This is a genomic window from Halonatronomonas betaini (assembly GCF_015666175.1).
GTDB lineage: Bacteria > Bacillota > Halanaerobiia > Halanaerobiales > Halarsenatibacteraceae > Halonatronomonas > Halonatronomonas betaini.
Map to the genome: position 1 here is coordinate 224,083 of NZ_JADPIE010000004.1, position 23,647 is coordinate 247,729.

Annotated in this window: 23 protein-coding genes; 21 read left to right on the top strand and 2 right to left on the bottom strand. The window is 37.3% G+C overall.

Annotated features, from left to right (window positions below; all coding sequences use genetic code 11):
• Positions 1-130 precede the first annotated feature (130 nt).
• The 9 genes from I0Q91_RS08575 (at position 131) to I0Q91_RS08615 (ending at position 9,420) form a co-directional block, all read left to right on the top strand.
• Positions 131-1,420: a GntP family permease gene (locus I0Q91_RS08575; RefSeq protein WP_270454062.1), complete on the top strand. Its 1,290-nt coding sequence runs from the start codon at positions 131-133 to the stop codon at positions 1,418-1,420.
• Positions 1,421-1,442: 22 nt separating this feature from the next.
• Positions 1,443-2,276 carry a methyl-accepting chemotaxis protein gene (locus I0Q91_RS08580; RefSeq protein ID WP_270454065.1) on the top strand — a complete coding sequence of 278 codons (834 nt, stop codon included), beginning with the start codon at positions 1,443-1,445 and terminating at the stop codon, positions 2,274-2,276.
• A 3-nt stretch (positions 2,277-2,279) separates the two neighbouring features.
• Positions 2,280-3,842 carry an acyl CoA:acetate/3-ketoacid CoA transferase gene (locus I0Q91_RS08585; protein ID WP_270454066.1) on the top strand — a complete coding sequence of 521 codons (1,563 nt, stop codon included), beginning with the start codon at positions 2,280-2,282 and terminating at the stop codon, positions 3,840-3,842.
• A gap of 22 nt (positions 3,843-3,864) precedes the next feature.
• Positions 3,865-4,605: a 3-oxoacyl-ACP reductase FabG gene (fabG, locus tag I0Q91_RS08590; RefSeq protein ID WP_270454067.1), complete on the top strand. Its 741-nt coding sequence runs from the start codon at positions 3,865-3,867 to the stop codon at positions 4,603-4,605.
• A gap of 25 nt (positions 4,606-4,630) precedes the next feature.
• Entirely contained in the window at positions 4,631-5,812 is a 1,182-nt protein-coding gene (locus I0Q91_RS08595; RefSeq protein ID WP_270454068.1) for a thiolase domain-containing protein, read from the top strand.
• 148 nt (positions 5,813-5,960) lie between these two features.
• Positions 5,961-6,803 carry an aldo/keto reductase gene (locus I0Q91_RS08600; RefSeq protein WP_270454070.1) on the top strand — a complete coding sequence of 281 codons (843 nt, stop codon included), beginning with the start codon at positions 5,961-5,963 and terminating at the stop codon, positions 6,801-6,803.
• Between the two features lie 18 nt (positions 6,804-6,821).
• Positions 6,822-7,286 (top strand): redoxin domain-containing protein, encoded by a 465-nt coding sequence (locus I0Q91_RS08605; RefSeq protein WP_270454071.1) that lies wholly within the window; start codon positions 6,822-6,824, stop codon positions 7,284-7,286.
• Positions 7,273-9,159, top strand: coding sequence for an aldehyde ferredoxin oxidoreductase family protein (locus I0Q91_RS08610; RefSeq protein ID WP_270454072.1), 1,887 nt, complete (start codon positions 7,273-7,275; stop codon positions 9,157-9,159). Before I0Q91_RS08605 ends, I0Q91_RS08610 begins: the two co-directional genes overlap by 14 nt.
• Before the next feature lie 3 nt (positions 9,160-9,162).
• Positions 9,163-9,420 (top strand): MoaD/ThiS family protein, encoded by a 258-nt coding sequence (locus I0Q91_RS08615; protein ID WP_270454073.1) that lies wholly within the window; start codon positions 9,163-9,165, stop codon positions 9,418-9,420.
• 59 nt (positions 9,421-9,479) lie between these two features.
• Here I0Q91_RS08615 and pepF read toward each other — a convergent pair whose 3' ends face one another.
• A complete protein-coding gene (gene pepF / locus I0Q91_RS08620; protein WP_345790973.1) occupies positions 9,480-11,276 on the bottom strand; it encodes an oligoendopeptidase F in 1,797 nt (598 codons plus the stop codon).
• A 156-nt stretch (positions 11,277-11,432) separates the two neighbouring features.
• Between pepF and I0Q91_RS08625 the strand changes: the two genes are divergently transcribed.
• Complete coding sequence (locus tag I0Q91_RS08625) at positions 11,433-13,106, top strand: SulP family inorganic anion transporter (protein WP_270454076.1); 1,674 nt, start codon at positions 11,433-11,435, stop codon at positions 13,104-13,106.
• On the opposite strand, the gene I0Q91_RS08630 is transcribed toward I0Q91_RS08625, so the two are convergent.
• On the bottom strand, positions 13,103-14,332 hold the full coding sequence (locus I0Q91_RS08630) for a tRNA nucleotidyltransferase/poly(A) polymerase-related protein (protein ID WP_270454077.1): 1,230 nt from the start codon (positions 14,330-14,332) through the stop codon (positions 13,103-13,105). The two genes, I0Q91_RS08625 and I0Q91_RS08630, sit on opposite strands and share 4 nt — an antisense overlap.
• A gap of 104 nt (positions 14,333-14,436) precedes the next feature.
• Here I0Q91_RS08630 and I0Q91_RS08635 point away from each other — a divergent pair, with 104 nt between their 5' ends.
• From I0Q91_RS08635 to I0Q91_RS08685, 11 genes are all read left to right on the top strand, one after another.
• A complete protein-coding gene (locus I0Q91_RS08635) occupies positions 14,437-15,171 on the top strand; it encodes a lipase family alpha/beta hydrolase (protein WP_270454078.1) in 735 nt (244 codons plus the stop codon).
• Positions 15,172-15,278: 107 nt separating this feature from the next.
• The gene (locus I0Q91_RS08640; RefSeq protein ID WP_270454080.1) at positions 15,279-16,787 is read left to right on the top strand and encodes a phosphohexomutase domain-containing protein; all 1,509 of its coding nucleotides are present in this window, start codon (positions 15,279-15,281) and stop codon (positions 16,785-16,787) included.
• Positions 16,788-16,812: 25 nt separating this feature from the next.
• Entirely contained in the window at positions 16,813-17,625 is an 813-nt protein-coding gene (larE, locus tag I0Q91_RS08645) for an ATP-dependent sacrificial sulfur transferase LarE (protein ID WP_270454081.1), read from the top strand.
• A complete protein-coding gene (larB, locus tag I0Q91_RS08650) occupies positions 17,618-18,391 on the top strand; it encodes a nickel pincer cofactor biosynthesis protein LarB (protein WP_270454082.1) in 774 nt (257 codons plus the stop codon). The genes larE and larB overlap by 8 nt, the downstream gene beginning before the upstream one ends.
• 1 nt (position 18,392) lies before the next feature.
• On the top strand, positions 18,393-19,211 hold the full coding sequence (larC, locus tag I0Q91_RS14485; protein WP_270454084.1) for a nickel pincer cofactor biosynthesis protein LarC: 819 nt from the start codon (positions 18,393-18,395) through the stop codon (positions 19,209-19,211).
• A gap of 35 nt (positions 19,212-19,246) precedes the next feature.
• Positions 19,247-19,648 carry a nickel pincer cofactor biosynthesis protein LarC2 gene (larC2, locus tag I0Q91_RS14490; protein WP_270454086.1) on the top strand — a complete coding sequence of 134 codons (402 nt, stop codon included), beginning with the start codon at positions 19,247-19,249 and terminating at the stop codon, positions 19,646-19,648.
• A 35-nt stretch (positions 19,649-19,683) separates the two neighbouring features.
• Complete coding sequence (locus tag I0Q91_RS08665; protein ID WP_270454088.1) at positions 19,684-20,487, top strand: hypothetical protein; 804 nt, start codon at positions 19,684-19,686, stop codon at positions 20,485-20,487.
• Between the two features lie 30 nt (positions 20,488-20,517).
• Positions 20,518-21,705, top strand: coding sequence for a DUF2225 domain-containing protein (locus tag I0Q91_RS08670; RefSeq protein ID WP_270454224.1), 1,188 nt, complete (start codon positions 20,518-20,520; stop codon positions 21,703-21,705).
• A 4-nt stretch (positions 21,706-21,709) separates the two neighbouring features.
• The gene (locus tag I0Q91_RS08675; RefSeq protein ID WP_270454089.1) at positions 21,710-22,015 is read left to right on the top strand and encodes a DUF4359 domain-containing protein; all 306 of its coding nucleotides are present in this window, start codon (positions 21,710-21,712) and stop codon (positions 22,013-22,015) included.
• Positions 22,016-22,039: 24 nt separating this feature from the next.
• The gene (locus tag I0Q91_RS08680) at positions 22,040-23,005 is read left to right on the top strand and encodes a P1 family peptidase (RefSeq protein ID WP_270454091.1); all 966 of its coding nucleotides are present in this window, start codon (positions 22,040-22,042) and stop codon (positions 23,003-23,005) included.
• A gap of 216 nt (positions 23,006-23,221) precedes the next feature.
• Positions 23,222-23,638 carry a MaoC family dehydratase gene (locus tag I0Q91_RS08685; protein ID WP_270454093.1) on the top strand — a complete coding sequence of 139 codons (417 nt, stop codon included), beginning with the start codon at positions 23,222-23,224 and terminating at the stop codon, positions 23,636-23,638.
• Positions 23,639-23,647: the final 9 nt, after the last annotated feature.

Consider the following 23,647-nt stretch of genomic DNA (forward strand, 5'->3'; position numbering starts at 1 on the left):
AAAGCCAGAGTCATTCTAATATCAGTAATCTTAATTTTTTTTAGCAAAATTTAATCACCTGGCATAGAATATGCATATTAATATAAGTGAGTATTAATAAGCAGCTTTATAAAATCGAGGAGGTTTGCAAATGTCAGTATTAGGAATCGTAATAGGATTAATCGGAATTATGGTAGCATGTATGAAAGGTTTAAGTATTTTGATCGCAGCCCCAATCTTTTCAATGGTCGTCGCAGCTTTTGGCGGAATGGAACTACTACCTGCATTTATGGAAACTTACATGGGAGGCGCATCAGGTTACATAATGGATTTCTTCCCGATGTTCTTCCTGGGAGCAATCTTCGGTAAGATCATGGAAGATACAGGTGCCGCAGCAGCAGTCGGTAACTGGATAATCGATAAGATCGGTGCCGACAAAGCTATTCTTGCAGTCGTTGTAGCCTGTCTGGTCTTAACATATGGCGGTATCAGTCTTTTTGTTGTTGTCTTTACAATGTATCCTCTAGGCATGGCTATCTTTAAAGAAGCCAATGTGCCAAAGAGATTTATTGCCGGTTCAATTGCCTTCGGTTCATTTACAATCACAATGACAGCAATTCCAGGTTCCCCTCAGATTCAGAATATTATCCCGACAGAATTTTTTGGCACAGATGCCATGTCAGCTCCATTTTTAGGTCTGGCTGCAGCAGTAATAATCTTTATAGCAGGTTATACTTATTTGCAGAGAGAGCTTAAAAAGGCCTGGGCCAATGGTGAAAAGTATATAGAAGCAGAAGATGATAATTTTGGCGGCGAAGATCAGGAAGGCTTGCCGTCTGTTGCCCTTTCAATCATCCCTCTTGTTTCAGTGGTTGTTCTCTTAAATGTTTTTGAAATGAATATAAATGCAGCTCTTTTCTGGGGTAATGCAATTGCATTAATTTTACTCTGGAATAGATTTGAAGTTATCAAAGATGTTGCAGGTACATTAAATGAAGGTGCCAATGGCTCCCTGACTGCAATTATGAATACAGCTTTAGCAGTCGGTTTTGGCTCAGTCGTTCAGGCAGTACCTGGTTTTGATGTCCTGGTCGATGTATTAGGTGAAGTTACATTAGGCAACCCATATCTCTTTGGAGTAGTTTCAACTAATGCCCTGGCAGGTGCAACTGGCTCAGCTTCCGGTGGAATGAGTATTGCTCTAGAAGCTCTATCAGAAAGCTTCCTGGCCATGGGTGGACAGCCAGAATTATTACACAGATTAATTGCAATCGCCTCAGGTGGTTTAGATGTACTACCTCATAATGGCGCAGTTATTACACTATTAGTTGTCACAGGTTTAACCCATAAAGAGGCCTATAAAGATATATTTGTCGTAGCTTTACTTATTCCAGTAATTGTTGGCCTACTTGCAGTTATTCCAGCAACAATTATTGGATAATCACTAGAAAGGAAGATTTCTTTTGGATATTTTAGAAAGTTTCATCAATGCAGCTCCCTTTATCAGCGAGCTGGTAACAGTAGATATAGCAATCGCAGTTACAGATAGAGAAAAATATTTATCATATTGTCCTGGAGATGAGTTAAATCATGGCGTTCAAACAGGTCAGGAATTAAAGCCAGGCTCCCTGGTCGTCAGAGCCATGGAGGAAAACCGGAAGATAACAGAAAGAGTCGATGATAAAACATTATTCGGTTGCCGCTATATTGGAATCGCAATCCCTTTAAAGGATAGCACTGGCAATGTGGTCGGTTCAGTCTTTGCCGGTGAAAATACTGAACGGCAGGATTTAATCAATGAGATCTCCAATCACCTGACAGCCAGCTCATCAGATTTAAAAGAAGCAACCCAGGATATAGCCGAACAGGCCCAGGATCTTTCCAGTTCAGTCAATAAATTAAATCAGTATGCTGAACACTCGACTGCTGAGATGGATGAAATTGAAAAAGTGATTGGTTTTGTCAGAGAGATAGCCTCCCAGACCAACCTTTTAGGCTTAAATGCAGCCATTGAAGCAGCCAGAGTCGGTAAGGCCGGTCGTGGCTTTGGAGTTGTAGCAGATGAAATTAGAAAGCTTTCTAAAGAAAGTGATCAATCTCTGGAACAGATTACTGAAATTTTAAACTCAATAGAGGAATTAAGCTATAAAATCAAAGGTGTTACAGAACAGGTACAGGAAATTGCAGATAACCAGGCAGCGGTCATGGAAGAGACCGCCGCTTCAAGTGATGAGCTAAACGAAGTTGCCAGTAAGCTTGAAGCTCTGGCAGGAAATTTTAACAAAGGAGAGGAATAAATTATGGTTAGAAAAGATAAAGTTGTTTCAGTTGAACAGGCATGTCAGCTTATTGAAGATAATTCAACAGTAGCAGTTGGAGGTTTTGTCGGTTTCGGTCATCCAGAAGAGATAACCAGCAATCTTGAGCAGAGATTTTTAGATGAAGGCAAGCCAGAAAATCTAACAGTCGTATATGCTGCCGGTCAGGGCGATGGCAGAGATAGAGGTATGAACCATCTGGCCTATGAAGGCCTGATCAAAAGAGTTGTCGGTGGCCACTGGGGTCTGGCTCCAAAGCTTGGAACTCTGGTAATCGAAGAAAAGATTGAAGGCTATAATTTTCCCCAGGGAGTTATTACCCATCTCTTTAGAGATATTGCTGCAGGCAAGCCAGGAACTATCACCCATGTCGGTTTAAAAACTTTGGCAGATCCAAGAGTTCAGGGCGGTAAGCTCAATGAAAAGACAACTGAAGATTTAATCGAATTAATGGAGATAGATGGAGAAGAATATCTCCGTTACAAGCCATTTCCTATCGATGTTGCCATCATTCGGGGAACAACTGCCGATGAAAAGGGCAATATCACCATGGAAAAAGAAGCTCTAACCCTGGAATCATTACCGATGGCTCAGGCTGCCAAAAATTCTGGCGGAATTGTTATTGCCCAGGTAGAGAGAATTGCCAGCAATGAATCTTTAAATCCAAAGGATGTTAAAATCCCTGGACTTCTGGTAGATTATGTTGTTGAGACTGAAGATATGGATAATCACCATCAATCCTTTGGCGAAGAATATAATCCTGCCTATACCGGTGAGATTAAAGTTCCACTGGGATCATTAGAACCATTACCACTTGATGAGAGAAAGATCGTTGCCAGAAGAGCAACTATGGAATTAGTTCCAGATGCAGTTGTCAATCTCGGATTCGGTATGCCAGAGGGAGTTGCAGCAGTCGCCTCTGAAGAAGGTGTCAATGAGGAGATGAAATTAACAGTTGAGGCAGGTCCAATTGGTGGAGTCCCAGCCGGTGGTTTAAACTTTGGAGCAGCAACCAATCCAGAGGCTATTATCGACCAGCCCAATATGTTTGATTTCTATGACGGTGGCGGAATCGATGTTGCATTCCTCGGTTTAGCCCAGGTCGATCAGATCGGTAATGTCAATGTCAGCCGGTTCGGCCCGAAAATAGCCGGTGTCGGTGGTTTTGTAAATATTACCCAGAATGCTGAAAAAGTTGTCTATTGCGGAACCTTTACAGCTAAAGGTTTAGAACTTGAATTAACTGATGGTAAACTCAATATCAAGCAGGAAGGCGAAATCACTAAATTCATCAATGATGTTGAGCAGATTTCCTTCAGTGGTGAATATGCAATTGAAGAGGGTCAGGAGATTATTTATATCACTGAAAGGGCAGTCTTTGAATTAAATTCAAGGGGTCTGGTTCTTACAGAGATAGCCCCAGGTGTTGACCTTGAAGAAGATATCCTGGCCCAGATGGAATTTAAACCTGCAATCGCAGATGACCTTAAAGAGATGGATTCAGCCCTATTTAAACCAGAAAAGATGGGCTTAGAAATTAATTAATAAATCCAAGGAGTGATAAATCATGAGATTAAAAGAAAAAGTTGCAATCGTTACAGGTGGAGCATCAGGAATCGGTAAAGGTGTTGCAGAACTATTCATTGAAGAGGGAGCAAAGGTTGTTGTCGCTGATTATGATGCTGAGACCGGTCAGGAAACAGCAGATCAATTGAATGAAAATGGAGAGGCTATCTTTGTTCAGGTTGATGTTTCAGATACCGAGGCAGCAGAAGCAATGGTAGAAAAGACAGTCGAAGAATTTGGCAAAGTCGATATTCTAATCAATAATGCCGGAGTCACAGCTGACGGTTTTCTTTCAAAGATGTCAGAGGATGCCTGGGATAAAGTTATCGATGTCAACCTAAAAGGAGTCTTTAACTGCTCAAAATTTGCAGCCCAGAAGATGATGGAATCTGATGGCGGGGTTATTTTAAATGCCTCCTCAGTCGTTGGCCTCTATGGTAATGTCGGTCAGACCAATTATGCAGCCAGTAAATTTGGTGTAATCGGACTAACCAAAACCTGGGCCAAAGAACTTGCCGGTAAAGGCGTTAGAGTCAATTGTATAGCTCCAGGTTTCACCAATACAGAGATGCTTGATGCAGTACCGGATAAAATTTTAGATAAAATGAAAAATAAGACTCCAGTCGGGAGACTTGGCGAGATCGAGGATATAGCCAATGCCTATTTATTCCTGGCTTCAGATGATGCCAGCTTTATCAATGGCGCAATTCTGCCAGTCGATGGCGGTTTAGTCTTAGGTTAAAAAATCAATTAAGAGGTGATATTAAATGACAATTAGTATAATAGGAACAGGCCATACCCCTTTTGGTCGTTTAGATGAATCATTATATGATCTATTGGAGAATGCAGGCAAAGAAGCATTAGACAGTTCAGGTGTGAGCGGAGAAGATATCGGTAGAATCTTTGTTGCCAATTACAGTGCAGGTAGTTTTAATAATCAGGAACATTTAGGAGCCTATAGTCTTGAGATTTCAGAGGATCTTAAATATACTCCAGCAGTTAGAGTTGAAAATGCCTGTGCCTCAGGTTCAGCAGCCATTCAGGCAGCAAAAGATGCCCTGTTATCAGGGGCCATCGATTATGCCCTGGTTGTTGGCGCAGAAAAGATGACCAGTCTGGATACCAAGGGAGCAATGAAAGCTCTATCCAAGGCCTCATACTGGCCAACAGAGGGTGCTGAAGGTATGACTTTCCCGGGTCTTTTTGCAGAGTTTGCTAAAGGTTATAAAGATCATCATGATCTATCTGATGAAGAATTAAGAGAGACCTTTGCCATGATAGCTGCTAAAAATCACCAGAATGCAACAGCCAATGATTTTGCTCAGATGCCCTGGGACTGCAACTATCAGGAGATCCTTGATTTAGAAGATGATAAAAACCCGGTGATAGCATCACCATTAAGATTATATGACTGCTCACTGATTACAGATGGTGCAGCTGCAGTTGTTCTAACCAGAACAGAGCTGGCTAAAGAAAATAATCATGAGGCTGTTGAGATCACAGCTCTAACCCAGGTTACAGATTCTTTAGAGCTGGCTAAAAGAGCTGATTATGAATTTACTGCCGGTAAGATGGCTGTTAAAGCAGCCTATGAAGAGGCTGGAATTACAGTTGAAGACCTGGATTTTGCCGAGGTCCATGACTGCTTTACAATTGCTGAACTCCTTGCCTATGAAACTCTAGGATTAACAGAGGATGGCCAGGGTCGAAAAGCAATAGAAGAGGGCTGGACAGCTGCCGATGGCAAACTGCCTGTCAATCTTTCAGGTGGTTTAAAGGCCAAGGGTCACCCAGTTGGAGCAACAGGAGTCTCAATGGCTGCCCTGGCTGCCAGACAGCTTAATGGCAATCCAATTGGACTTGCCGCTGATAATCCTGAGATCGGCTTAAGTTACAATGTTGGTGGCAGTGGAGCAACAAATTATGTTATCGTTTATCGCAAAATATAAAGCTTTACCTTAAATTATATAACTCCCTGAAAACCTCCCTGATTTTCTCCAGGGAGGTTTTTTTATCTAAAAAAAGGTCTAAACCAGATTCTGTAGAATATTATTTATAGAGCTAAAGCAATAAAATCAATAAAAAGAGGTGTTAAAGATGGCCAGCAGGGTACCAACCAGAGTATTAGGTTCAACCGGTGAGGAAGTTTCTATCCTTGGACTTGGCGGTTATCACATTGGACTTCTGGAAGAAAATGATTCGATTGGTTTAATTAGAGAGGCTATCGATCAGGGTATAACTTTTATGGACAATGCCTGGTGTTATCATAATGGACTCAGCGAAAAGCTAATGGGCAAAGCACTTCAGGACGGATATAGAGAAAAGGCATTTCTAATGACAAAAAATCATGGTCGGACAGTTGAAAGTTTTAATAAACAATTAGAAGATAGCTTAAAGAGATTGCAAACAGATTATATTGATCTTCTTCAATTTCATGAGATAATAAATGAAGGAGAGCCTGCCAGAATCGAAAAAGAGAAAGTTCTGGAGGCAGCCCTTAAGGCTAAAGAAGCTGGCAAGATCAGGTATCTCGGTTTTACAGGTCATCGAGATCCCCATTATCACCAACAAATGCTGGAATTAGATATTGATTGGGATACATTTCAGATACCGGTTAATATTCTTGACTATCATTACCGGAGCTTTCAAAATCAATTAATTCCCCAGGCAGAAGAAAGAGGAATCGGCGTAATTGGAATGAAAAGCCTGGCTGCAGGACGGATTTTTAATACCGATTTATCTGTTGAAGATGCAATAACCTATTGTCTTTCATTACCTATTTCAACCCTGGTTAGCGGGATAGACTCATTCCAGGTTCTGGAGCAGAATTTAAAGATAGTAGAAAACTTTAAACCAGCTACAGAGGAAGAACTTTACAGTCTGAGAACTAGAATAGAACCTGAAGCCTATAAAGGTCAGCATGAATATTACAAACATTAATAAAAGGGGGTATCTGATATGGTAATTTCACCAGGGAATAATCCTAATGCAATTGTTCTGCCAGACCAGGATGGCAATGATATTTATATAAGTGATTATGATCAACAATATAAATTACTTTCTTTCCATCCACTAGCCTGGACATCAGTCTGTGCCAATCAGATGACAGATTTAGAACAGTATTATCAGGATTTTATTGATAATAATACAATTCCTTTTGGTATCAGTATTGAGCCAGTGCCAACTAAAAAAGCCTGGGCCGAAGAACTTGGACTTGAGAATTTAAAAATATTATCAGATTTTTATCCTTTAGGATTTGCAGCCAGGATGATGGGAGTATTTATAGAATATAGAGGTCATTCAAAACGGGCCAATGTTTTAATAAATCCGAAAGGAGAAGTTGTCTGGTCTAAAGAATACAAACCGTCTGAAAGACCTGATATCAAAGAAGTATTAGAGGAGGTTGAAAATGCAGGGAGTTAACCATAAAATTTTAAAGGTAGATCTTACTAATAAAGAATTTACTGTCGATGAACATGATGATAATTTTTATCGGAAATATATTGGAGGTCGAGGTTTTGCCCTTTATTACATGCATAAGGAGATGGATCCAAAAGTAGATCCATTTAGCCCGGAGAATATGCTGGTCTTTGCAGCTAGCATCATTGTTGGTGCTCAGGGTCCGGCCATTCCCAGGCTGACAGTATGTAGTAAATCTCCATTGACCAATGGTTTTGGTGAAAGCGAAGCCGGCGGTTACTGGGCTCCAGAATTAAAGAAGGCCGGTTTTGATGCTATCGTTATTACCGGTAAGGCAGAAAAACCGACTTATCTCTATATTGAAGATGGCCAGGTAGAATTTAAAGATGCCAGCGACCTCTGGGGTAAGGAGACAGGTGCAGTCCAATCAGAGATCCGCAAAGAACATGAAGATGAGCGGGTTCAGGTTGCTCAGATTGGCCCAGGCGGAGAAAATCTAGTCCGCTATGCCTGTATCACAAATAATCTCGGCCATTTTAATGGAAGGAATGGCCATGGAGCTGTCATGGGCTCAAAAAATCTAAAAGCTATTGCTGTTAGAGGTCGGGAAAACCTTGAACTGGCAAATAAAGATAAGGTTTTAGAGATTAACCGGTGGACAGCCAAAGAGGGTATGAAAAATCCATTAGGTTCATCTCTCCATGATGTTGGAACCTGGGGCACAGTTGAATCTAATCAGGAAGCAGGAGCCCTGCCAACTAGAAACTGGAATCTTGGGCAGTTCGATCAGGTTGAAGAAATTTCAGCTAAGGCCTGGAAGGAATCAATTTCTAAAGAAGGTCGGGGCTGTTTTGCCTGTCCGATTCGTTGCAAGCGGGTCGTTGAAATTACAGAAGGCAAGTACCAGGTCGATCCTAAATACGGAGGCCCTGAATATGAAACAGTCGGTTCTTTTGGCTCAACCCTTGAGATAGCTGACAAAGAAGTTATTGCCAAGGCCAATGAACTCTGCAATAAATATACTCTGGATACAATCTCAACAGGGATGACAATCGCCTTTGCCATGGAGGCCTTCGAAAATGGCATTCTTACTGAAGAAGATACTGGCGGAGTGAAACTGGAATTCGGCAATGGCGATGGAACTCTAAAAATGATTGAAATGATTGCCAAACGGGAAGGCTTAGGCGATCTACTGGCTGAGGGCAGTTTGAAGGCTGCTCAAGAAATAGGAAATGGCGCTATTAAATATACCCATCAGGTTAAAGGCCAGGAAGTTCCAATGCATGATCCAAGAGTTAAAACAGGTGTCGGCATCCAGTATGCAACTGCTGGCTACGGGGCCGATCATATGAAAGCGCCCCATGATTCTTTCTATGCAACAATCGATAGTTATGGCACAAAATCAACAAAGTCACTGGGTATCTATGATCCTGTTGATCCTCTATCTCTCGGCGAGGATAAGGTTCGCCTTTATGTTAATCTTGATCTTTACTGGACACTTATCGATATTTTAGGAGCCTGCCAGTTTGGTTATGCTCCTAGAGGACCAGTTTCGATTAAAATGATGTTAGAGTTAATCCATGCTGTTACAGGAGAAGATATCAGTTTAAAGGAATTAATGGAAGCAGCAGAAAGATCAATAGATATGGCCAGAGTCTTTAATAATAAGGCTGGCTTAAAACCAGAAGATGATTTTTTACCAGAAAAGTTTTATGAAGATTTCATTGATGGTCCTTTAAAGGGTAAAAATGGGATAGATAGAGATGACTTTGCTAAAGCCCTAAAACTCCGCTATCAGATGATGGGTTGGGATCCAGAGACTCTTGAACCAGCCAGGTCAAAGCTTGTTAGAATGGGTATCGAGTGGATAGAATAACCCATGGGAACTGAAAAAAAGCTAGAAGTCGTTGTAAAAATTGTCGGCCATCTGGAGAAATATATCTCTGGAGACCAGAATGAGCTAAACTTAAAATTAAATGCTGGCAGTAGAATCATTGATATTTTTCAAAAACTTGAATTCCCAGAAAAAGAGATTAAATATATAATGATCTTAGTTAATGGCCAGCCAGCAAGTAAAGAAACAGCTCTAAAGTCAGGGGATAGAATCAGCCTTTTAACCCTGGCTGATGGTGGTTAAATAAAAAATGCCCTGGGAGCATTCATTTCCAGGGCATTTATATTCAATATTATTAAGGTTTACTTTTCAATTTTTCCGCTTAATTCAATAATCTTATCTATAGATTCGCCAATAAAATCAATAGTATCATTTAATGGTTTGGCTGTAGTAATATCAACTCCAGCCATCTTAGCAAGCTCCACCGGGGTTTTAGTGCCACCAGCTTTAAGAACATTTATCCAGTCATTGACAGCTTGCTGACCTTCTTCTTTAATTCGCTGATTGGCAGCAGTTGCGACTGTTAGACCGGCGCTGTAGGTATATGAATAAAGACCCATATAATAGTGAGGCTGGCGCATCCAGGTCAGTTCGGCACCGTCAGTAATCTCGACAGCATCGCCCCAGAACTCTTCAAGAACTTCTTTCTTTAATTTGTTTAGCTTTTCAGCATGAATACTTTCGTCATCATCGATTAATTTATAGACTTCTCGCTGGTAGGCAGCTTCCAGAAGATGGGTGACAAAATTATGATAATAGGTATTGCCAATCATTGTAGCCAGGGCCCAGCGCTGAAAACGGGGTTCATCTTTTTGTTCTATCAGGTAATTTGTTAAGAGCAGCTCATTGATAGTTGAGGGCGCTTCAACAAAATAGGTTGATGGTCTGTCTTCAAATAATCTATTATTCTGCTGGGATAAAATAAAATGACCGGCATGCCCTAATTCATGGACCAGCGTATATACCTGACTCATCAGGCCAGTCCAGGAGAGGAGAATATAGGAATTAACTCCATAGGGTGTGGAACAGAAGCCTCCTGTAGATTTTCCTTTGTTTTGAGCAAAATCAACCCAGCGTTCATCATATGATTTCATAACTAAATCTTTATATTCTTCTCCTAATGCTGAAAGGGCACCTTCAACATATTTTTTTGATTCTTCAACTGTAACCTCTGGCTCAAAGTCTGGATCTAAAGGAATTTTTAGATCAGCATAGGTCATTTTATCTAAATTATATAATTCTTTGAGGTGGGTAGCGTATTTTCTCATATGGGGAGCCAGCTTTTCCATGATCAGATCAATCTGTCTATCATATAACTCTCTATCGACCTTCTGATCAAATAGTAAATATTCAAAGATATCATCATAACCACGCATATCTGCCATGATCTTCTCTTTTTGAATCTGGGTACTATAGGTTGATGCCATTGTATTCTTATAATCTTCAAGGTTTTTAGAGAATTGCTCAAAGGCTTTTCTTCTCACCTCAGTATCAGCTTCCTGCTGGTATTCATTTTCAAAGAGAACAAAACTTAATGGATATTCCTCGCCATTGATCTCAAATTTGTCAAAATCTAAATCAGCCAGTTTGGCCTGATTGTATATATTTTGAGGGGCATCAAGCACCGGTGAAAGAGCAGATAAGGATTTCTCAACTGCCGAATCAAGCTTGTATTCTTTACTTCTTTTTAAATCACCAAGATAAACCTGATAATTCTCAGATTTAGATATCACCTTATCTAAAATTTCATCATCTAACTCCTTAATCTCACTTTCTATAAACGATGTCTGGCTCATTAAATTTGAAAAGTTCATTCTGATTTTCATCAGCCGTTCCTGGTTCTCTGAATTGGCCTCATCTACTGAAGTTGCCAGATAAGCATAGGTATAAAGATGATGTCCTTTAATCATCATTTCTTCATAATCTTTTAGGCACTTGAGGATAGTTTCTGGATTATCTAACTCACCCTGATAGTTTTCAACTATTCTGGCAACACCCTCTTTAACTTCTTTTAATGTTTCTTGATACTCAGATTCATCCTTAAAGAGCCTGGTCAGGTCCCATTTTAATGATTCTTTAACTTCTTCCCGTTTTTTCATATTTTCTTTTGGCAAAATTACCCCTCCTGTGAAATATATTAACTTTATGGTACTTTATTTGAAATAAGACTAATTATATTATAGAATAATAAAATAAACTTAACAACTAGATCTTTAGATTTTAGTGAAAAAAGTTTTGATTGAGGTGAGCTAAAGATGCTTAAAAAAACATTAGATAAATTAGATTATTCAACTTCTAAAGATGATATTATTGATGACATAACTGCCGGACTTTCAGTAGCAGCAATTGCCTTGCCTCAAAATATGGCCTATGCTTTAATTCTTGGACTGGATCCAATCTATGGCCTCTACACATCATTGGTATCAATGTTTATAGCCTCATTCGTTGGAGTATCCAATTATTTAATAGTTGGTCCAACTAATCTAATTGTTGTAGCCATTGCCAGTGGCCTTTCTGGAATCAGTAGTGACCAATATCTGGAAGCTGTACTTTTATTAACCTTTATGATGGGAGTATTCCAGCTCTTGCTGGCCTTCTTTAAGCTTGGTGATCTGGTTAATTATATCTCTAGATCAGTGATTGGAGGCTTAACAGCAGGGGTGGCTATTATAATATTTAGTGGTCAGCTTGATAATCTTTTTGGATTAGAGTTGCCTTCAGCTCCTAATGTCTTTATGGAATTATATTATTTTATAATAAATATTGAAGAGGCTAATCTTTATTCAGTCTTTATCGGATTTTTAACAATTTCAATCTTAATTCTCTTAAAAAAATTCAGGCCAGGAATGCCAAATTATCTTCTGGCAATGGTTATTCCAGTTGGCCTGGTTTATCTAACTGGATGGCATAATAATCTTGAAGTAGTTGAAAACTTTCCAGCAAGATTACCTTATTTTTCAACCCATTCACTTGACCTGGGCTTTATTGCTGAATACTGGAGTACAGCTCTTTCTGTTGCCCTTTTAGGATTTATTCAGACATTATCTGTGATCAAATCATTGGAATTAAAATCCGGGCAGGAAGTTGAGCTTAATCAGGTCTTTTTAGGCCAGGGAATTATTAATCTGGGCTGTTCATTCTTTAGTAGTTTTGGAATTGCCGGTTCTTTTACAAAAAGTTATACCAATTACCAGGCTGGAGCCAATAGCCGTCTCTCTGGTTTAATTACTGCAATTACTGTAACCCTATTTATTATCTTCTTCAGCCCTCTGGCAGGCTATATTCCGATTGCCAGTCTGGCTGGTCTTGTTATTGTTGTTGCAATAAAAATGGTTGATTTTGAAGAGATTAGAAATAGTTTTAAAAATAGATTTGATAGCTTGATATTTATGGCAACGTTTATTACAACAATCAGTTTGCCCCGCTTAGATTATGCAGTCTATTTTGGTGTGATAGTTTCATTTATTCTGGTTCTTAAAAATACCAGTTCACTAAATTACTCTCATTTTGAATATGAAGATAGGGGGGAGCAATTTCATAGACGGGAGATGTCAGAGATTGAAAATGGTAATTTTGACAAAGAGTCTTATATTCTGATCAACCTGGCAGGAAATATTAATTTCAATGCATCTGAAAATCTTAAGCATAATTTAGATGAAAGCTATGTTAAAGATCAGGTCTTTATCATCAGGCTTAGAGATGTAGAAAATATTGATTTAACTTCATTAAAAGAACTGGAATCCTTCATAGATAGAGTTAGTGATTCAGGGGGTCAGGTAATTCTCTGCGGAATAGATAGTAAAATATATCAAATGTTTGTTCGTTATGGCATAGTAAATAAAGTTGGCAGGGATAATGTTTTCAAAGCTGATGATCACATCTTTTCATCTACTAGATCGGCAATTGAAAAGGCCAGAGAGGAGGATTAGTTTTCTCTGGCTTTTTTAATATATTGACAGCGGTATTGGAATAATTGTTCTCCAAATGCTTCTCCCTGATATTTATCCTGGTCAATATCATCTCCACCGGTATCTGCATACATTCTATGATAGAGATTAATCATTTCATCAATATAATCAGGAATTTCTTTGTCTTTAGCCCGGCCCTGATCATCAGCAATCAGTAAAAGGGCAAATTCTTCAATTGAAAGTGGCGATCTCTTTATATCTTCAAACAGGCGAACAATTTTACCTGGTTTCATCTTATTAAAATAATAAACACGCATATGCTGTTTGATTACAAGGCTGGCTGCTTTATAAGTTTTTTCAGGTAGTATATAGTCCTGCCTGGCTTTGATAGTATCAAGAATAGCCAGTCCATACTCCTCATGATCATAATGATGGGGATACTCTTCTGGAGGAGTTGCTGCTTTGCCAAGATCATGGACTAAAATTGCATATCTTAACATAAATTTTTTTCTGTCAGTAAATTCTGGTTTAGCTGTAAGCCTGATTATCTCCTCAAAGGCAAGCATAGTATGAGTGAAAGCATCCCCTTCAGGATGATGTTCTTCAGGCTGTTTTACGCCTATTAATTCCTTTAATTCTGGAAAATGGTACTTTAATAGGTCTAATTTTTTGAGTAACCAGAAAAACTGGCTGGCCTCATCGATTAAGATTATTTTTTTTAGCTCTTCAAAAACCCGCTCAGGATAAATCCCTTTAAGTTGTTCAGCATTTAAAAGCAGATGCTTTAGAGTTTTCTCAGAAATTTTTAAATTATATTTAATGGCAAGCCTGAAACTACGATATATTCTTAAAGGGTCTTTTTTGAAGCTATTTTTATCTGTTATCTCCAGCCTGCCAAGAATAAGATCCGATAGACCATTAAAAGGGTCTATTAATCTTAGCTCCTTTAATTCTATTGCGATACTGTTGATGGTAAAGTCCCTTCTTTTTAAATCTTTATGCAGCTCATCATCTTTAATTAAGGTGATTTCATATTTTATATTTTTCTCTCTATCTTTTAATAAGAAAACTTCAAAATCAGTACCTACTTTTTTAGCATCAGAAAATAGTTCTAAAAATTTCTCTTCTGATAAACCTGATATGATTAAATCTAGATCATTGATTTTTTCAGCAAGTAATAAATTTCTGACTGCCCCACCAACCAGGTAGGCGTTACCCCTGGCTTTATAAATTTTATTAAGATCCATAATTTAATCCCTCCTGTATTAATAATAACATAAAAAGACCTTTGCTGGATATAAATTATAGAATAAGTTATAATGATAATATCAATTAGATGGTGGTGAGATAGGTGAATAAATTATTGTTAGTCATCTTAATGCTCTCAGCTGTTTTGATATCCAGCTTCTTTCTTGCAGATGAACTGCTTCAGGCGGCTGAAAGTAGAGAGATTGTTGTTCTAATACATGGTTATAATAAAGATCATAGAGATATGATCCAGTTAGAAGAATATCTTGAAACTAAAGGTTATGAGACAGTTACTGTTGATTTGCCTTTAAGATTTAGATCTGTTGAACATGCTACTGATGTTTTTAAAGATAAAATGGACGATATTCTCATCAACATGGATACTGATCAGAAAATTAGTTTTGTCGGTCATAGTACCGGTGGACTGGTGATTAGAAAATATTTAGATCAACTTGATAATAGAGATTTGATCAATAGAGCAGTTCAAATAGCCACACCAAACCAGGGGAGTAGTCTGGCAACCCTTGTTTCAGATATCTCAGAAATATGGACCAGTATCTTTACTACTCTTGAATCTCTTGAAGTAGAGAATGTTGAGGCAATGGACTTAATAGAGGGTGATGCTATTGAAATAGGGGCAATAGCAGGCAATAAAACTACCAGATTCTTTGGCAGATTTCTTGAAGGAGAAAATGATGGTCGGGTAAAAGTAGAATCAGTAAAATTCTCTGGACTCTCTGATTTTATTGTAGTTCCATATCATCATAAAGAAATTCATTATCAGGAAGAGACAGCAGCTCTGGTTGCCAGTTTTTTAAGAACTGGGAAATTCAATTAAAGTCTTGATTTTGCAAGGGTATGATATGCAATTATTATATAACTATATTATAATTAGTAGTAGCATATATTTTATAAATATTGTTTTAGCTATAAGGGGGTAATATTTTGAGAGAAACTAACTGGTTAAAATTAGAGAGCGGCTCAGATATTAGGGGTATAGCGATTGCTGATAATGAGCAGGATATAGAATTAACTGAAGAGGTCGTTGAAAAGATCGGCAGGTCATTTGCTTTCTGGCTAGGTGATAAGTTAGATATTGAAACTAATAATTTAGAAATTGGGATTGGCCATGACTCAAGATTATCAGCTGATAAATTAAGTCAGTCTCTATCAACTGGCATTCGTTCAGCAGGTGCAGATACTTACTTTACAGGTCTGGCTTCAACGCCAGCTATGTTCATGTCAACTGTCTTTGCCAGTTATAATTATGATGGAGCAGTTATGATTACAGCCAGTCATCTGCCATCTGATAAGAACGGCTTTAAGTTTTTTACAAAAGAAGGTGGACTTGAGAAAGCAGATATTCAAGAAATCTTAAAACTTGCAGCCAGGAATGATTTTAGATCTGTAAATAGAACCGGTCAAGACTTTAAAATTGATTTAATGGAGGATTACTCTAATCATTTAAAAAACTTGGTTCGAGCTAATCTGAATGAAGAGGTTGATCAAGAAAAGCCTTTGAAGGGTTTTAAGGTAATACTTGATGCCGGGAATGGCTCTGGAGGTTTCTTTGTCGATAAAATTTTAAAACCACTGGGAGCAGATACAGAAGGTAGTCAGTTTTTAGAACCAGATGGTAACTTTCCTAATCATCCTCCGAATCCAGAGGATAAAGAAGCTATGGCCTCAATTCAGGGGGCTGTTAAAGTAACTAATGCTGATTTAGGCATTATCTTTGATACTGATGTTGATAGGGCAGCAGTTGTAGATGGTGATGGTAATTCAATTAATAGAAATAAATTAATAGCCCTGGCATCAGCCATAGTTTTAGAGGAAAACCCTGGATCCACAATAGTTACAGACTCTGTGACCTCAGTTGGTTTAAATAAATTCATAGAAGAAAAATTAGGTGGTAAGCATCATCGCTTCAAAAGAGGCTATAAAAATGTCATTAATGAAGCTATTCGCCTGGAACAGGAGGGGATTAAGGCTCCACTTGCCATTGAAACTTCAGGCCATGCAGCTTTAAAAGAAAATTATTTTCTCGATGATGGTGCCTATTTAGTTGCTAAAATCTTAATTAAAATGGCCAATCTGGCAACGGAGGGTATAAAATTAAAAAGTCTAATTGAAGATCTTGAAGAAGCGAATATTAAAAAGGAATTCAGAATGGACATTGACCTGGAAGATTATAAAGATTATGGGCAACAGGTAATCGATGATTTAAAGGAATACGTAACTAAGATTCCAGGCTGGAAGCTTGCACCGAATAATTATCAGGGGGTCAGAATTAGTACCGGTGGCAATGACTGGTTTTTATTAAGAATGTCTCTCCATGACCCGGTTTTAGTTTTGAATATTGAATGCGATCTTGATAAAGACTTAAATCAGACCCTGACAGAAATTAAAGAATTTTTAAATAGATATAATGCGATTAAATCTATTGGTTTTTAAATAGGTAAAATACTGGAGTGATAATATGGACCATGAATCAAAATATGAGAAGTTAAAAGAGATATTAGCTAAGATTGATAGACCTTTGCTGGCTTTTTCTGGAGGTGTAGACAGCACTCTTTTAGCAGGTGTTGCTGCAGAGATGGGGCTTGATCTTAAAGCTATAACAATAAACTCTCCTTTTATTCCAGAAAAAGAGATTGAAGAGGCGGCTGAGCTGGCCAAAGATTTAAATATAGATCATCAGATCATTAATATTGAATTTGAGCAGTTAGGTAAGGCCTTAAAGAACAGCCCTGAGCGTTGCTATTACTGTAAAAAGATGATCTTCTCAAAGATCAAAGAATATGCTGAGGCTGAGAAAAGAACTGTTATAGAAGGTACTAATCAGGATGACCAGGGAGATTATCGCCCTGGGCTGAGGGCATTAAAAGAGTTAAAAATTAGAAGCCCTTTATTTGAGGCCGGATTACGTAAATCTGAGATCAGAGAGCTATCTGCCAGCCTGGATCTGCCAACCTGGGATAAACCTTCATTATCCTGCCTGGCTACTAGAGTAGCATATGACTCGGAAATTACTGAAGAAAAACTTGCAAGAATAGAAACTGCAGAAAAATATCTGGCTGAACTCGGATTTAATCAGTACCGGGTTCGTGATCATAACGATCTTGCCAGAATTGAGGTTCTTCCTGAAGAAAGGAAAAAGCTATTTGATTTAGAGGTTCTTGATGATTTGAATAATAAACTTAAAAGTCTTGGTTTTGATTATGTAACCTTTGATTTAGGAGGCTATAAATCTGGAAGTATGAATCAGAGTCCGGAGGTTGAAGATGAATAAAAAAGATTTAAGAGAATTACTAGAAAAAGTTAGATCAAATGAAGTTGATATTGAAACAGCCCTTAATTCTTTAAAAGATCTACCCTATAAAGATATAGGTCTTGCCAGGGTAGATAATCATAGAAGCTTAAGAAATGGTTTTCCTGAGGTGATTTACTGTGAGGGAAAATCTTTAGAAGAGATTAAAGCCATTATTACTGAAATGTTAAAGACTAATAATAATATCCTGGCCAGCAGAGCCAGTCAGGAAATTTTTGAGATGGTTAAAGAGATAGCCCCTGATGCTATTTATCATCCAAGGCCAAAAATGATTTTTATTAAACAACAGGAGCTAGAGGAAACTAATAGCAAAATTTTAGTTGTCAGTGGTGGCACATCTGATATGCCAGTTGCTGAAGAGGCAGCAGTCACAGCAGAAGCTCTTGGAAATAAAGTCGATAGGCTTTATGACGTTGGTGTAGCAGGGATTCACAGACTTTTAGGCAGTCTTGATAAATTGGATCAGGCATCTGTAATAATTGCTGTTGCCGGTATGGAAGGAGCTCTAGCCAGTGTTGTTGGTGGCCTGGTTGATAAACCAGTAATAGCCGTACCTACCAGTGTCGGTTATGGAGCTAACTTTGGCGGGGTTTCTGCTTTGTTAACAATGTTAAATAGCTGTGCCAGTGGTGTTGGCGTTGTTAATATTGATAACGGATTTGGGGCAGCCTATCTGGCCAGTACTATTAATTTGCAGATCGAGAATGCTTTAAAAGGGAGCGATTAATTTGGAAAAAATACTTTATTTTGATATAAATTCAGGGATTAGTGGCGATATGACAATTGGAGCTCTGCTGGATCTAGATATAGACCAGAATGAATTCAAAGAAGAGTTAAAGAAACTAAAGCTGGATGAATATAGACTGGAAATAACCAGGCAGAAGAAGAATGGTATAACTGGAACAGATTTTAAAGTTATTCTAAATAAGAGTACTGGTCATCATAATCATGGCCATAATCATGACCATAGTGCAAGTCTTTCTGATTGTAATAACCATAGCCATAAATCCAGCCACTCTCATCACCACAGTCATAATCGCAATTTCAATGATATCAAAAAGTTAATTAATAATAGTGACTTAAGTGATGCTGTTAAAGAATTAAGTATTACAATATTTGAAAAAGTAGCCAGAGCCGAGGCAAAGGTCCATGATAAAGATATTAGTCAGGTTCATTTTCATGAAGTTGGAGCTGTTGATTCTATTGTGGATATAGTTGGGACTGCAATACTTATTGAGATGTTAAATCCTGATCATATCTACTCTTCAAAGATACCACTGGGGACAGGCTTTGTAAATGCCGATCATGGCAACATTCCTGTGCCTGCACCGGCAACTATTGAAATTTTAAAAGATGTACCAGTCTATTCTAATGGCATTAAAAGTGAACTGGTTACTCCAACAGGAGCAGCTATTATCAAGACCCTTGCCGAGGAATTCATTTCTTTACCTGAATTAAATATTGGAAAAATCGGCTATGGTACAGGAAAAAAGGAACTCGAGATAACAAATGTATTAAGGGTCTATCAGGCTAAAAAAAAAGAGTAGATAATTTAGTCTTACTTGAGACAAATATTGATGATATGAATCCTGAAATCTACTCCTACCTTTTTGATGAGCTATTTGCAGAGGGTGCTCTTGATGTATTTTTAACTGATATTAAAATGAAGAAAAATCGACCTGGGGTCATGCTGTCTGTTCTCTGTCCTGAAAAGAAACAGTTAGATCTGGAAAAGATAATTTTTAAAGAAACTACGACATTAGGTATTAGAATTAAAGAGATTAAAAGAAGTTGCCTTAAAAGAAAGTTTCTTAATTTTAATTCCAGTTTTGGAACTGTTACTCTTAAAGCAGCTTTTTATAATGGTGAGTTAATAAAGTTTTCTCCTGAATATGAAGAATGTAAAGAAATAGCAAAGTCAAAGGGTATGCCATTGCAGCAGGTTTATCAGCAGATTATATCTGAAAAAATGTTAGACCAGTAAGATAGTTAAATTTTATTTATTGAAAGAGGTGAAGCATGAATATTAATCCAGAAGAGATTCTTATTCTCAAAGAATATGATGAGGTTAAAGCAGGCAGCAGAATTAATGATTACCTTGACAAACAGTATAATATAGATTCGGCTAAAATAAAAGATAAATTAATTGAAAAGAGCTTAATGGAGGTTAATCAAAAGAAAGCCAGTTATGCATTAACTGCAAGGGGTGAAGAGATTATTAATGATCATCCCCATTTGATTTATTACCATAGAAGAAAATTATTGCAGAAAAATATTGATCTTAATAAATTTCATAATACCTATCTTGAATCTAAAGAAAGCAGTTATAGAAAAGTTGCCCTTGATCTTCTTAAAGAAAATAGCAAAAAAGCTAGAAAGAAAAAAGCCTGGAATGATTATAGAAATATATTTTTAAGTATGGCCAATATTTATAGAGATATTGATAAAGATCAAAAAACCTTAAAGAATTTAATGAAAGTCTATCATATTGATCTTAGTGGTTTGAGTAATAACAATAACTTTAACCCAATTATGATTAGGATAGCTCCAGGAATTATTGATGAAATAAAAGAATTGATAGTGGAACTACAATATCAGGAAGATGAATTAAAGACTATTTATCAATCAGTTGTTGAGAGACTTGACCTTCCAAGACAGAATTATTCAGTTTCAAAGCAGTTTGAGTATTTAATTACTGCTCTTAAAGATGGGGCAGAGAGTGTCAATATTAAAATCCAGAAAGATAATATTAAATTAACAAAAAAGCAGGAAAAAGACAAAGGTATTATAAAGGGGATTTTAAGTAAAATTTTCTCTAAATAATTATAAAGGCTGGTGTTAATTTTGTCGTTGATGAGTCAATTAATCGAGTCAGATTCCAGCCAGCTATTAAAGTATAATGCTGGCGATATAATTTTTGATTATGGGGATTCTGCTGATGATATTTATATAGTTGTGCAGGGAGAAATTATTCTATCTAAAAAAGCTAGAGGTGCTGAAGAAGCCTTTGAAATCATAAAATCTGGAGGTTTATTTGGTGAACTAGCTCTAATCAATAATCAAACTAGAAAGATTAGAGCTACTGCAGCTCAGAATGGTGCTTCCATTTTCAGTTATTCAGCTAAAGATTTTTTTGACCTGATTGGAGCAGATACAGAAATAAATCAACAATTAATTAATACCCTGGTTTCAAGAATACAGCAATTAGAAGATCCAGTTAAGATTAATTTAGATTTAGACTCTATTAAGTCAAACCAGAATGAAGAGTCTAAAAAAGAGTCACCAGGCGAGTTTTTCCTGGATGGCCATGGGAATTACAACAGGGAGGCTCCAGAATCATATCAGCATTACCTTTACTCAAAAGATATAGACTGCCCTGCCTGTGGCAATAACTTTAAAGCTAAAATTATTCGAAGATCAAGATTGAGACTTGAAAAGATAAAAGATAATTTAAGAAAAGTCTATAAAAATTTCGAACCTATCTGGTATCGAATTCGGGTCTGTCCTCAATGTTATTATGCAGCCCCAGGAATTAAATTTAATGATATTTCTAAGGCCAATAAGCAAAAAATAAGAAAAGAATTTAAAATTTATGTAGAAAGAAAAATATCAAGTCAATTTCAAGCAGGCTTTAGTGAGCCAAGGAATTTAAATCAAGTCTTTAATAGTTATTATCTAAATATTGCCTGTTATAATTTTATTGGTGTTGAAAAGGAGCAGGTTGCAGCATCCTGGCTCAGATTAAGCTGGCTTTATAGTGATCAGGATGAAGTTGAGCTTGCAAATAAAGCATCAGAAAATGCTTACCAGGAGCTCAAGGATTTTTATTATAAAGAAAATAATCAAAACTTGAATTCCCAGGCTAAAGAAAAGCTATCTTTACTGCTGGCAGATCTATCAATTGAACATGGTCATCATGAAGAAGCAATGCCTATTTTAGATAAAATTGTTAGAAAATCAACAACTAAGCCATATTATAAAGAGTTAGCCAGAGATAAATTTATTAAAATAAGAGAAGAAAATAATCAGAAAGAACGGTGATATAATGAAAAGCAGTCAATTTTTCATATTATTAATTCTTATAATAATGATTTTGATGGCTGTAACTAATCCAGGTATGGATGATTATGTAAGCTGGGTTGCCGATCAGTCAAGTGAAGAAGCATCTAATCAATTTGAAGAATTACTCACCAGATTTGTTGGAGAACCAATGATTAGAAGGGCTTCCAGTCGAAATAATTATGTTATATTTAGTATTTATGAGACTAATATCCCGGATTTAAATGGTGAAGAAAGTTCAACAACTATTGGTATATTCGGTAATTTTTTTGTTTTAAATAGTCCTGACTAATCTTATTATCTGGAGGTTTTAAAAATGAAATCGATAGTAGATGTTCCTGGAATAAAGGTTGGCCATGCCCAGCTGGAAAAAGAGTTGACAGGTTGCACTGTTATTTTAACAGGCGAAAAAGGTGCAACTGCAGGAGTGGATATTAGAGGAGGGGCACCAGGCAGCCGGGAATCAGCCCTGCTGGCCCCGGAGAAAGCTGTTGATAAGGTACATGGAATCCTTTTAACTGGTGGCAGCGCTTTTGGACTTGATGCAGCAGCCGGGGTAATGAAATACTTAAAAGAAAATAATATTGGTTTTGAGACAGGTGTAATACCAGTCCCAATAGTTCCAGCTTCAGTTATCTTTGATTTTCTGATAGGAGAACCTGCCTGGCCAGATGCCAGCCTGGCATATTCAGCCTGTAAATCGGCTTCTTCAGCAGAAATGAAAAAAGGAAATATTGGAGCAGGAATTGGAGCTACAATTGGAAAGGTCAAAGGGCCCGCGTTTATGATGAAATCAGGTATCGGTACTGCCTACTATCAATTTCCAAATGGCATAAGTATTGGAGCTGTTGTTGTATTGAATGCTTTTGGAGATCTAAGGTGTCAGCATTCCGGTAATATAATTGCCGGGGCTTATGATAGAGAAGAAAATGAGTTTTTAAATACAATGAACATGCTGGAAAGTCATGAAGGTAATAAAGAATTTGGTATAGAAAATACAACCCTTGCAGTCATTGCAACTGATGCCAGTCTTAATAAAAATCAGGCGAAAAAAGTAGCCGAACTTGGCCAGAATGGACTGGCCAGAAGTCTCACCCCTGCCCATACAATGCTTGATGGAGATACAGTCTATGCAGTTTCTACTGGAGATAAAAAGATAGATATTTCACTGCTTGGTAATAAGGCTGCTGAAATTATATCTGAAGCAATTTTAGATTCAATCCATTCAGCTGAAAAGATCGCTGGTATTCCTTCACTGAAATATCTAAAAGAAAGAAAATAAACGCATACAGATTTCCCCATTACCCCAGTATTATCACAATTATCTTAATATTACTAATTTATATAAACTGTTGAAATATATACCTGGATTGTGATATGATAAACATGGTAATTAAAGTTTTCACAAAAAAATTTAAGTTTAAGGTAATGGCGTTTTAATTTTTCCTATCAAAGTGAAGAAATTCACTTATTTTAATCTATTTAAGGGGTGAGGTTTGTGGAGAAAAAAAGTTATGATAGTTTTCAAATAGGTGAGACTGCTTCTTTTTCTAAAACTATTACAGAGTCTGATGTATCAAATTATGCAGGGATTACCGGAGATTTTAATCCGGTACATATTGATCAGGAATATGCTAAAGATTCATTTTTTAAAGATAGGATCGTTCATGGAATGCTTTCGGCAGGTTTAATTTCTGCTGTTCTAGGAACCAAATTGCCTGGTCCAGGAGCTATTTATCTTTCTCAGGATTTAAAATTTAAAAAGCCAGTTAAAATTAATGATACTCTTACAGCCAGAGTAGAGGTTATTGATAAAAAACCAGGAAAAAATATTCTTGAATTAAATACAAGCTGTTTTAATCAAAATGATATTGAAGTATTGACTGGTAATGCAGAAGTAATGATAAATACTTAAAAATTAATG

What these genes read in the sequence shown, in the direction of transcription:
- I0Q91_RS08575 (WP_270454062.1), top strand. Translation starts at nt 131, where the DNA reads ATGTCAGTATTAGGAATCGTAATAGGATTAATCGGAATTATGGTAGCA.
- I0Q91_RS08585 (WP_270454066.1), top strand. Translation starts at nt 2,280, where the DNA reads ATGGTTAGAAAAGATAAAGTTGTTTCAGTTGAACAGGCATGTCAGCTT.
- fabG (WP_270454067.1), top strand. Translation starts at nt 3,865, where the DNA reads ATGAGATTAAAAGAAAAAGTTGCAATCGTTACAGGTGGAGCATCAGGA.
- I0Q91_RS08595 (WP_270454068.1), top strand. Translation starts at nt 4,631, where the DNA reads ATGACAATTAGTATAATAGGAACAGGCCATACCCCTTTTGGTCGTTTA.
- I0Q91_RS08600 (WP_270454070.1), top strand. Translation starts at nt 5,961, where the DNA reads ATGGCCAGCAGGGTACCAACCAGAGTATTAGGTTCAACCGGTGAGGAA.
- I0Q91_RS08605 (WP_270454071.1), top strand. Translation starts at nt 6,822, where the DNA reads ATGGTAATTTCACCAGGGAATAATCCTAATGCAATTGTTCTGCCAGAC.
- I0Q91_RS08610 (WP_270454072.1), top strand. Translation starts at nt 7,273, where the DNA reads ATGCAGGGAGTTAACCATAAAATTTTAAAGGTAGATCTTACTAATAAA.
- I0Q91_RS08615 (WP_270454073.1), top strand. Translation starts at nt 9,163, where the DNA reads ATGGGAACTGAAAAAAAGCTAGAAGTCGTTGTAAAAATTGTCGGCCAT.
- pepF (WP_345790973.1), bottom strand. Translation starts at nt 11,276, where the DNA reads ATGAAAAAACGGGAAGAAGTTAAAGAATCATTAAAATGGGACCTGACC.
- I0Q91_RS08625 (WP_270454076.1), top strand. Translation starts at nt 11,433, where the DNA reads ATGCTTAAAAAAACATTAGATAAATTAGATTATTCAACTTCTAAAGAT.
- I0Q91_RS08630 (WP_270454077.1), bottom strand. Translation starts at nt 14,332, where the DNA reads ATGGATCTTAATAAAATTTATAAAGCCAGGGGTAACGCCTACCTGGTT.
- larE (WP_270454081.1), top strand. Translation starts at nt 16,813, where the DNA reads ATGGACCATGAATCAAAATATGAGAAGTTAAAAGAGATATTAGCTAAG.
- larB (WP_270454082.1), top strand. Translation starts at nt 17,618, where the DNA reads ATGAATAAAAAAGATTTAAGAGAATTACTAGAAAAAGTTAGATCAAAT.
- larC2 (WP_270454086.1), top strand. Translation starts at nt 19,247, where the DNA reads ATGAATCCTGAAATCTACTCCTACCTTTTTGATGAGCTATTTGCAGAG.
- I0Q91_RS08665 (WP_270454088.1), top strand. Translation starts at nt 19,684, where the DNA reads ATGAATATTAATCCAGAAGAGATTCTTATTCTCAAAGAATATGATGAG.
- I0Q91_RS08670 (WP_270454224.1), top strand. Translation starts at nt 20,518, where the DNA reads ATGAGTCAATTAATCGAGTCAGATTCCAGCCAGCTATTAAAGTATAAT.
- I0Q91_RS08675 (WP_270454089.1), top strand. Translation starts at nt 21,710, where the DNA reads ATGAAAAGCAGTCAATTTTTCATATTATTAATTCTTATAATAATGATT.
- I0Q91_RS08680 (WP_270454091.1), top strand. Translation starts at nt 22,040, where the DNA reads ATGAAATCGATAGTAGATGTTCCTGGAATAAAGGTTGGCCATGCCCAG.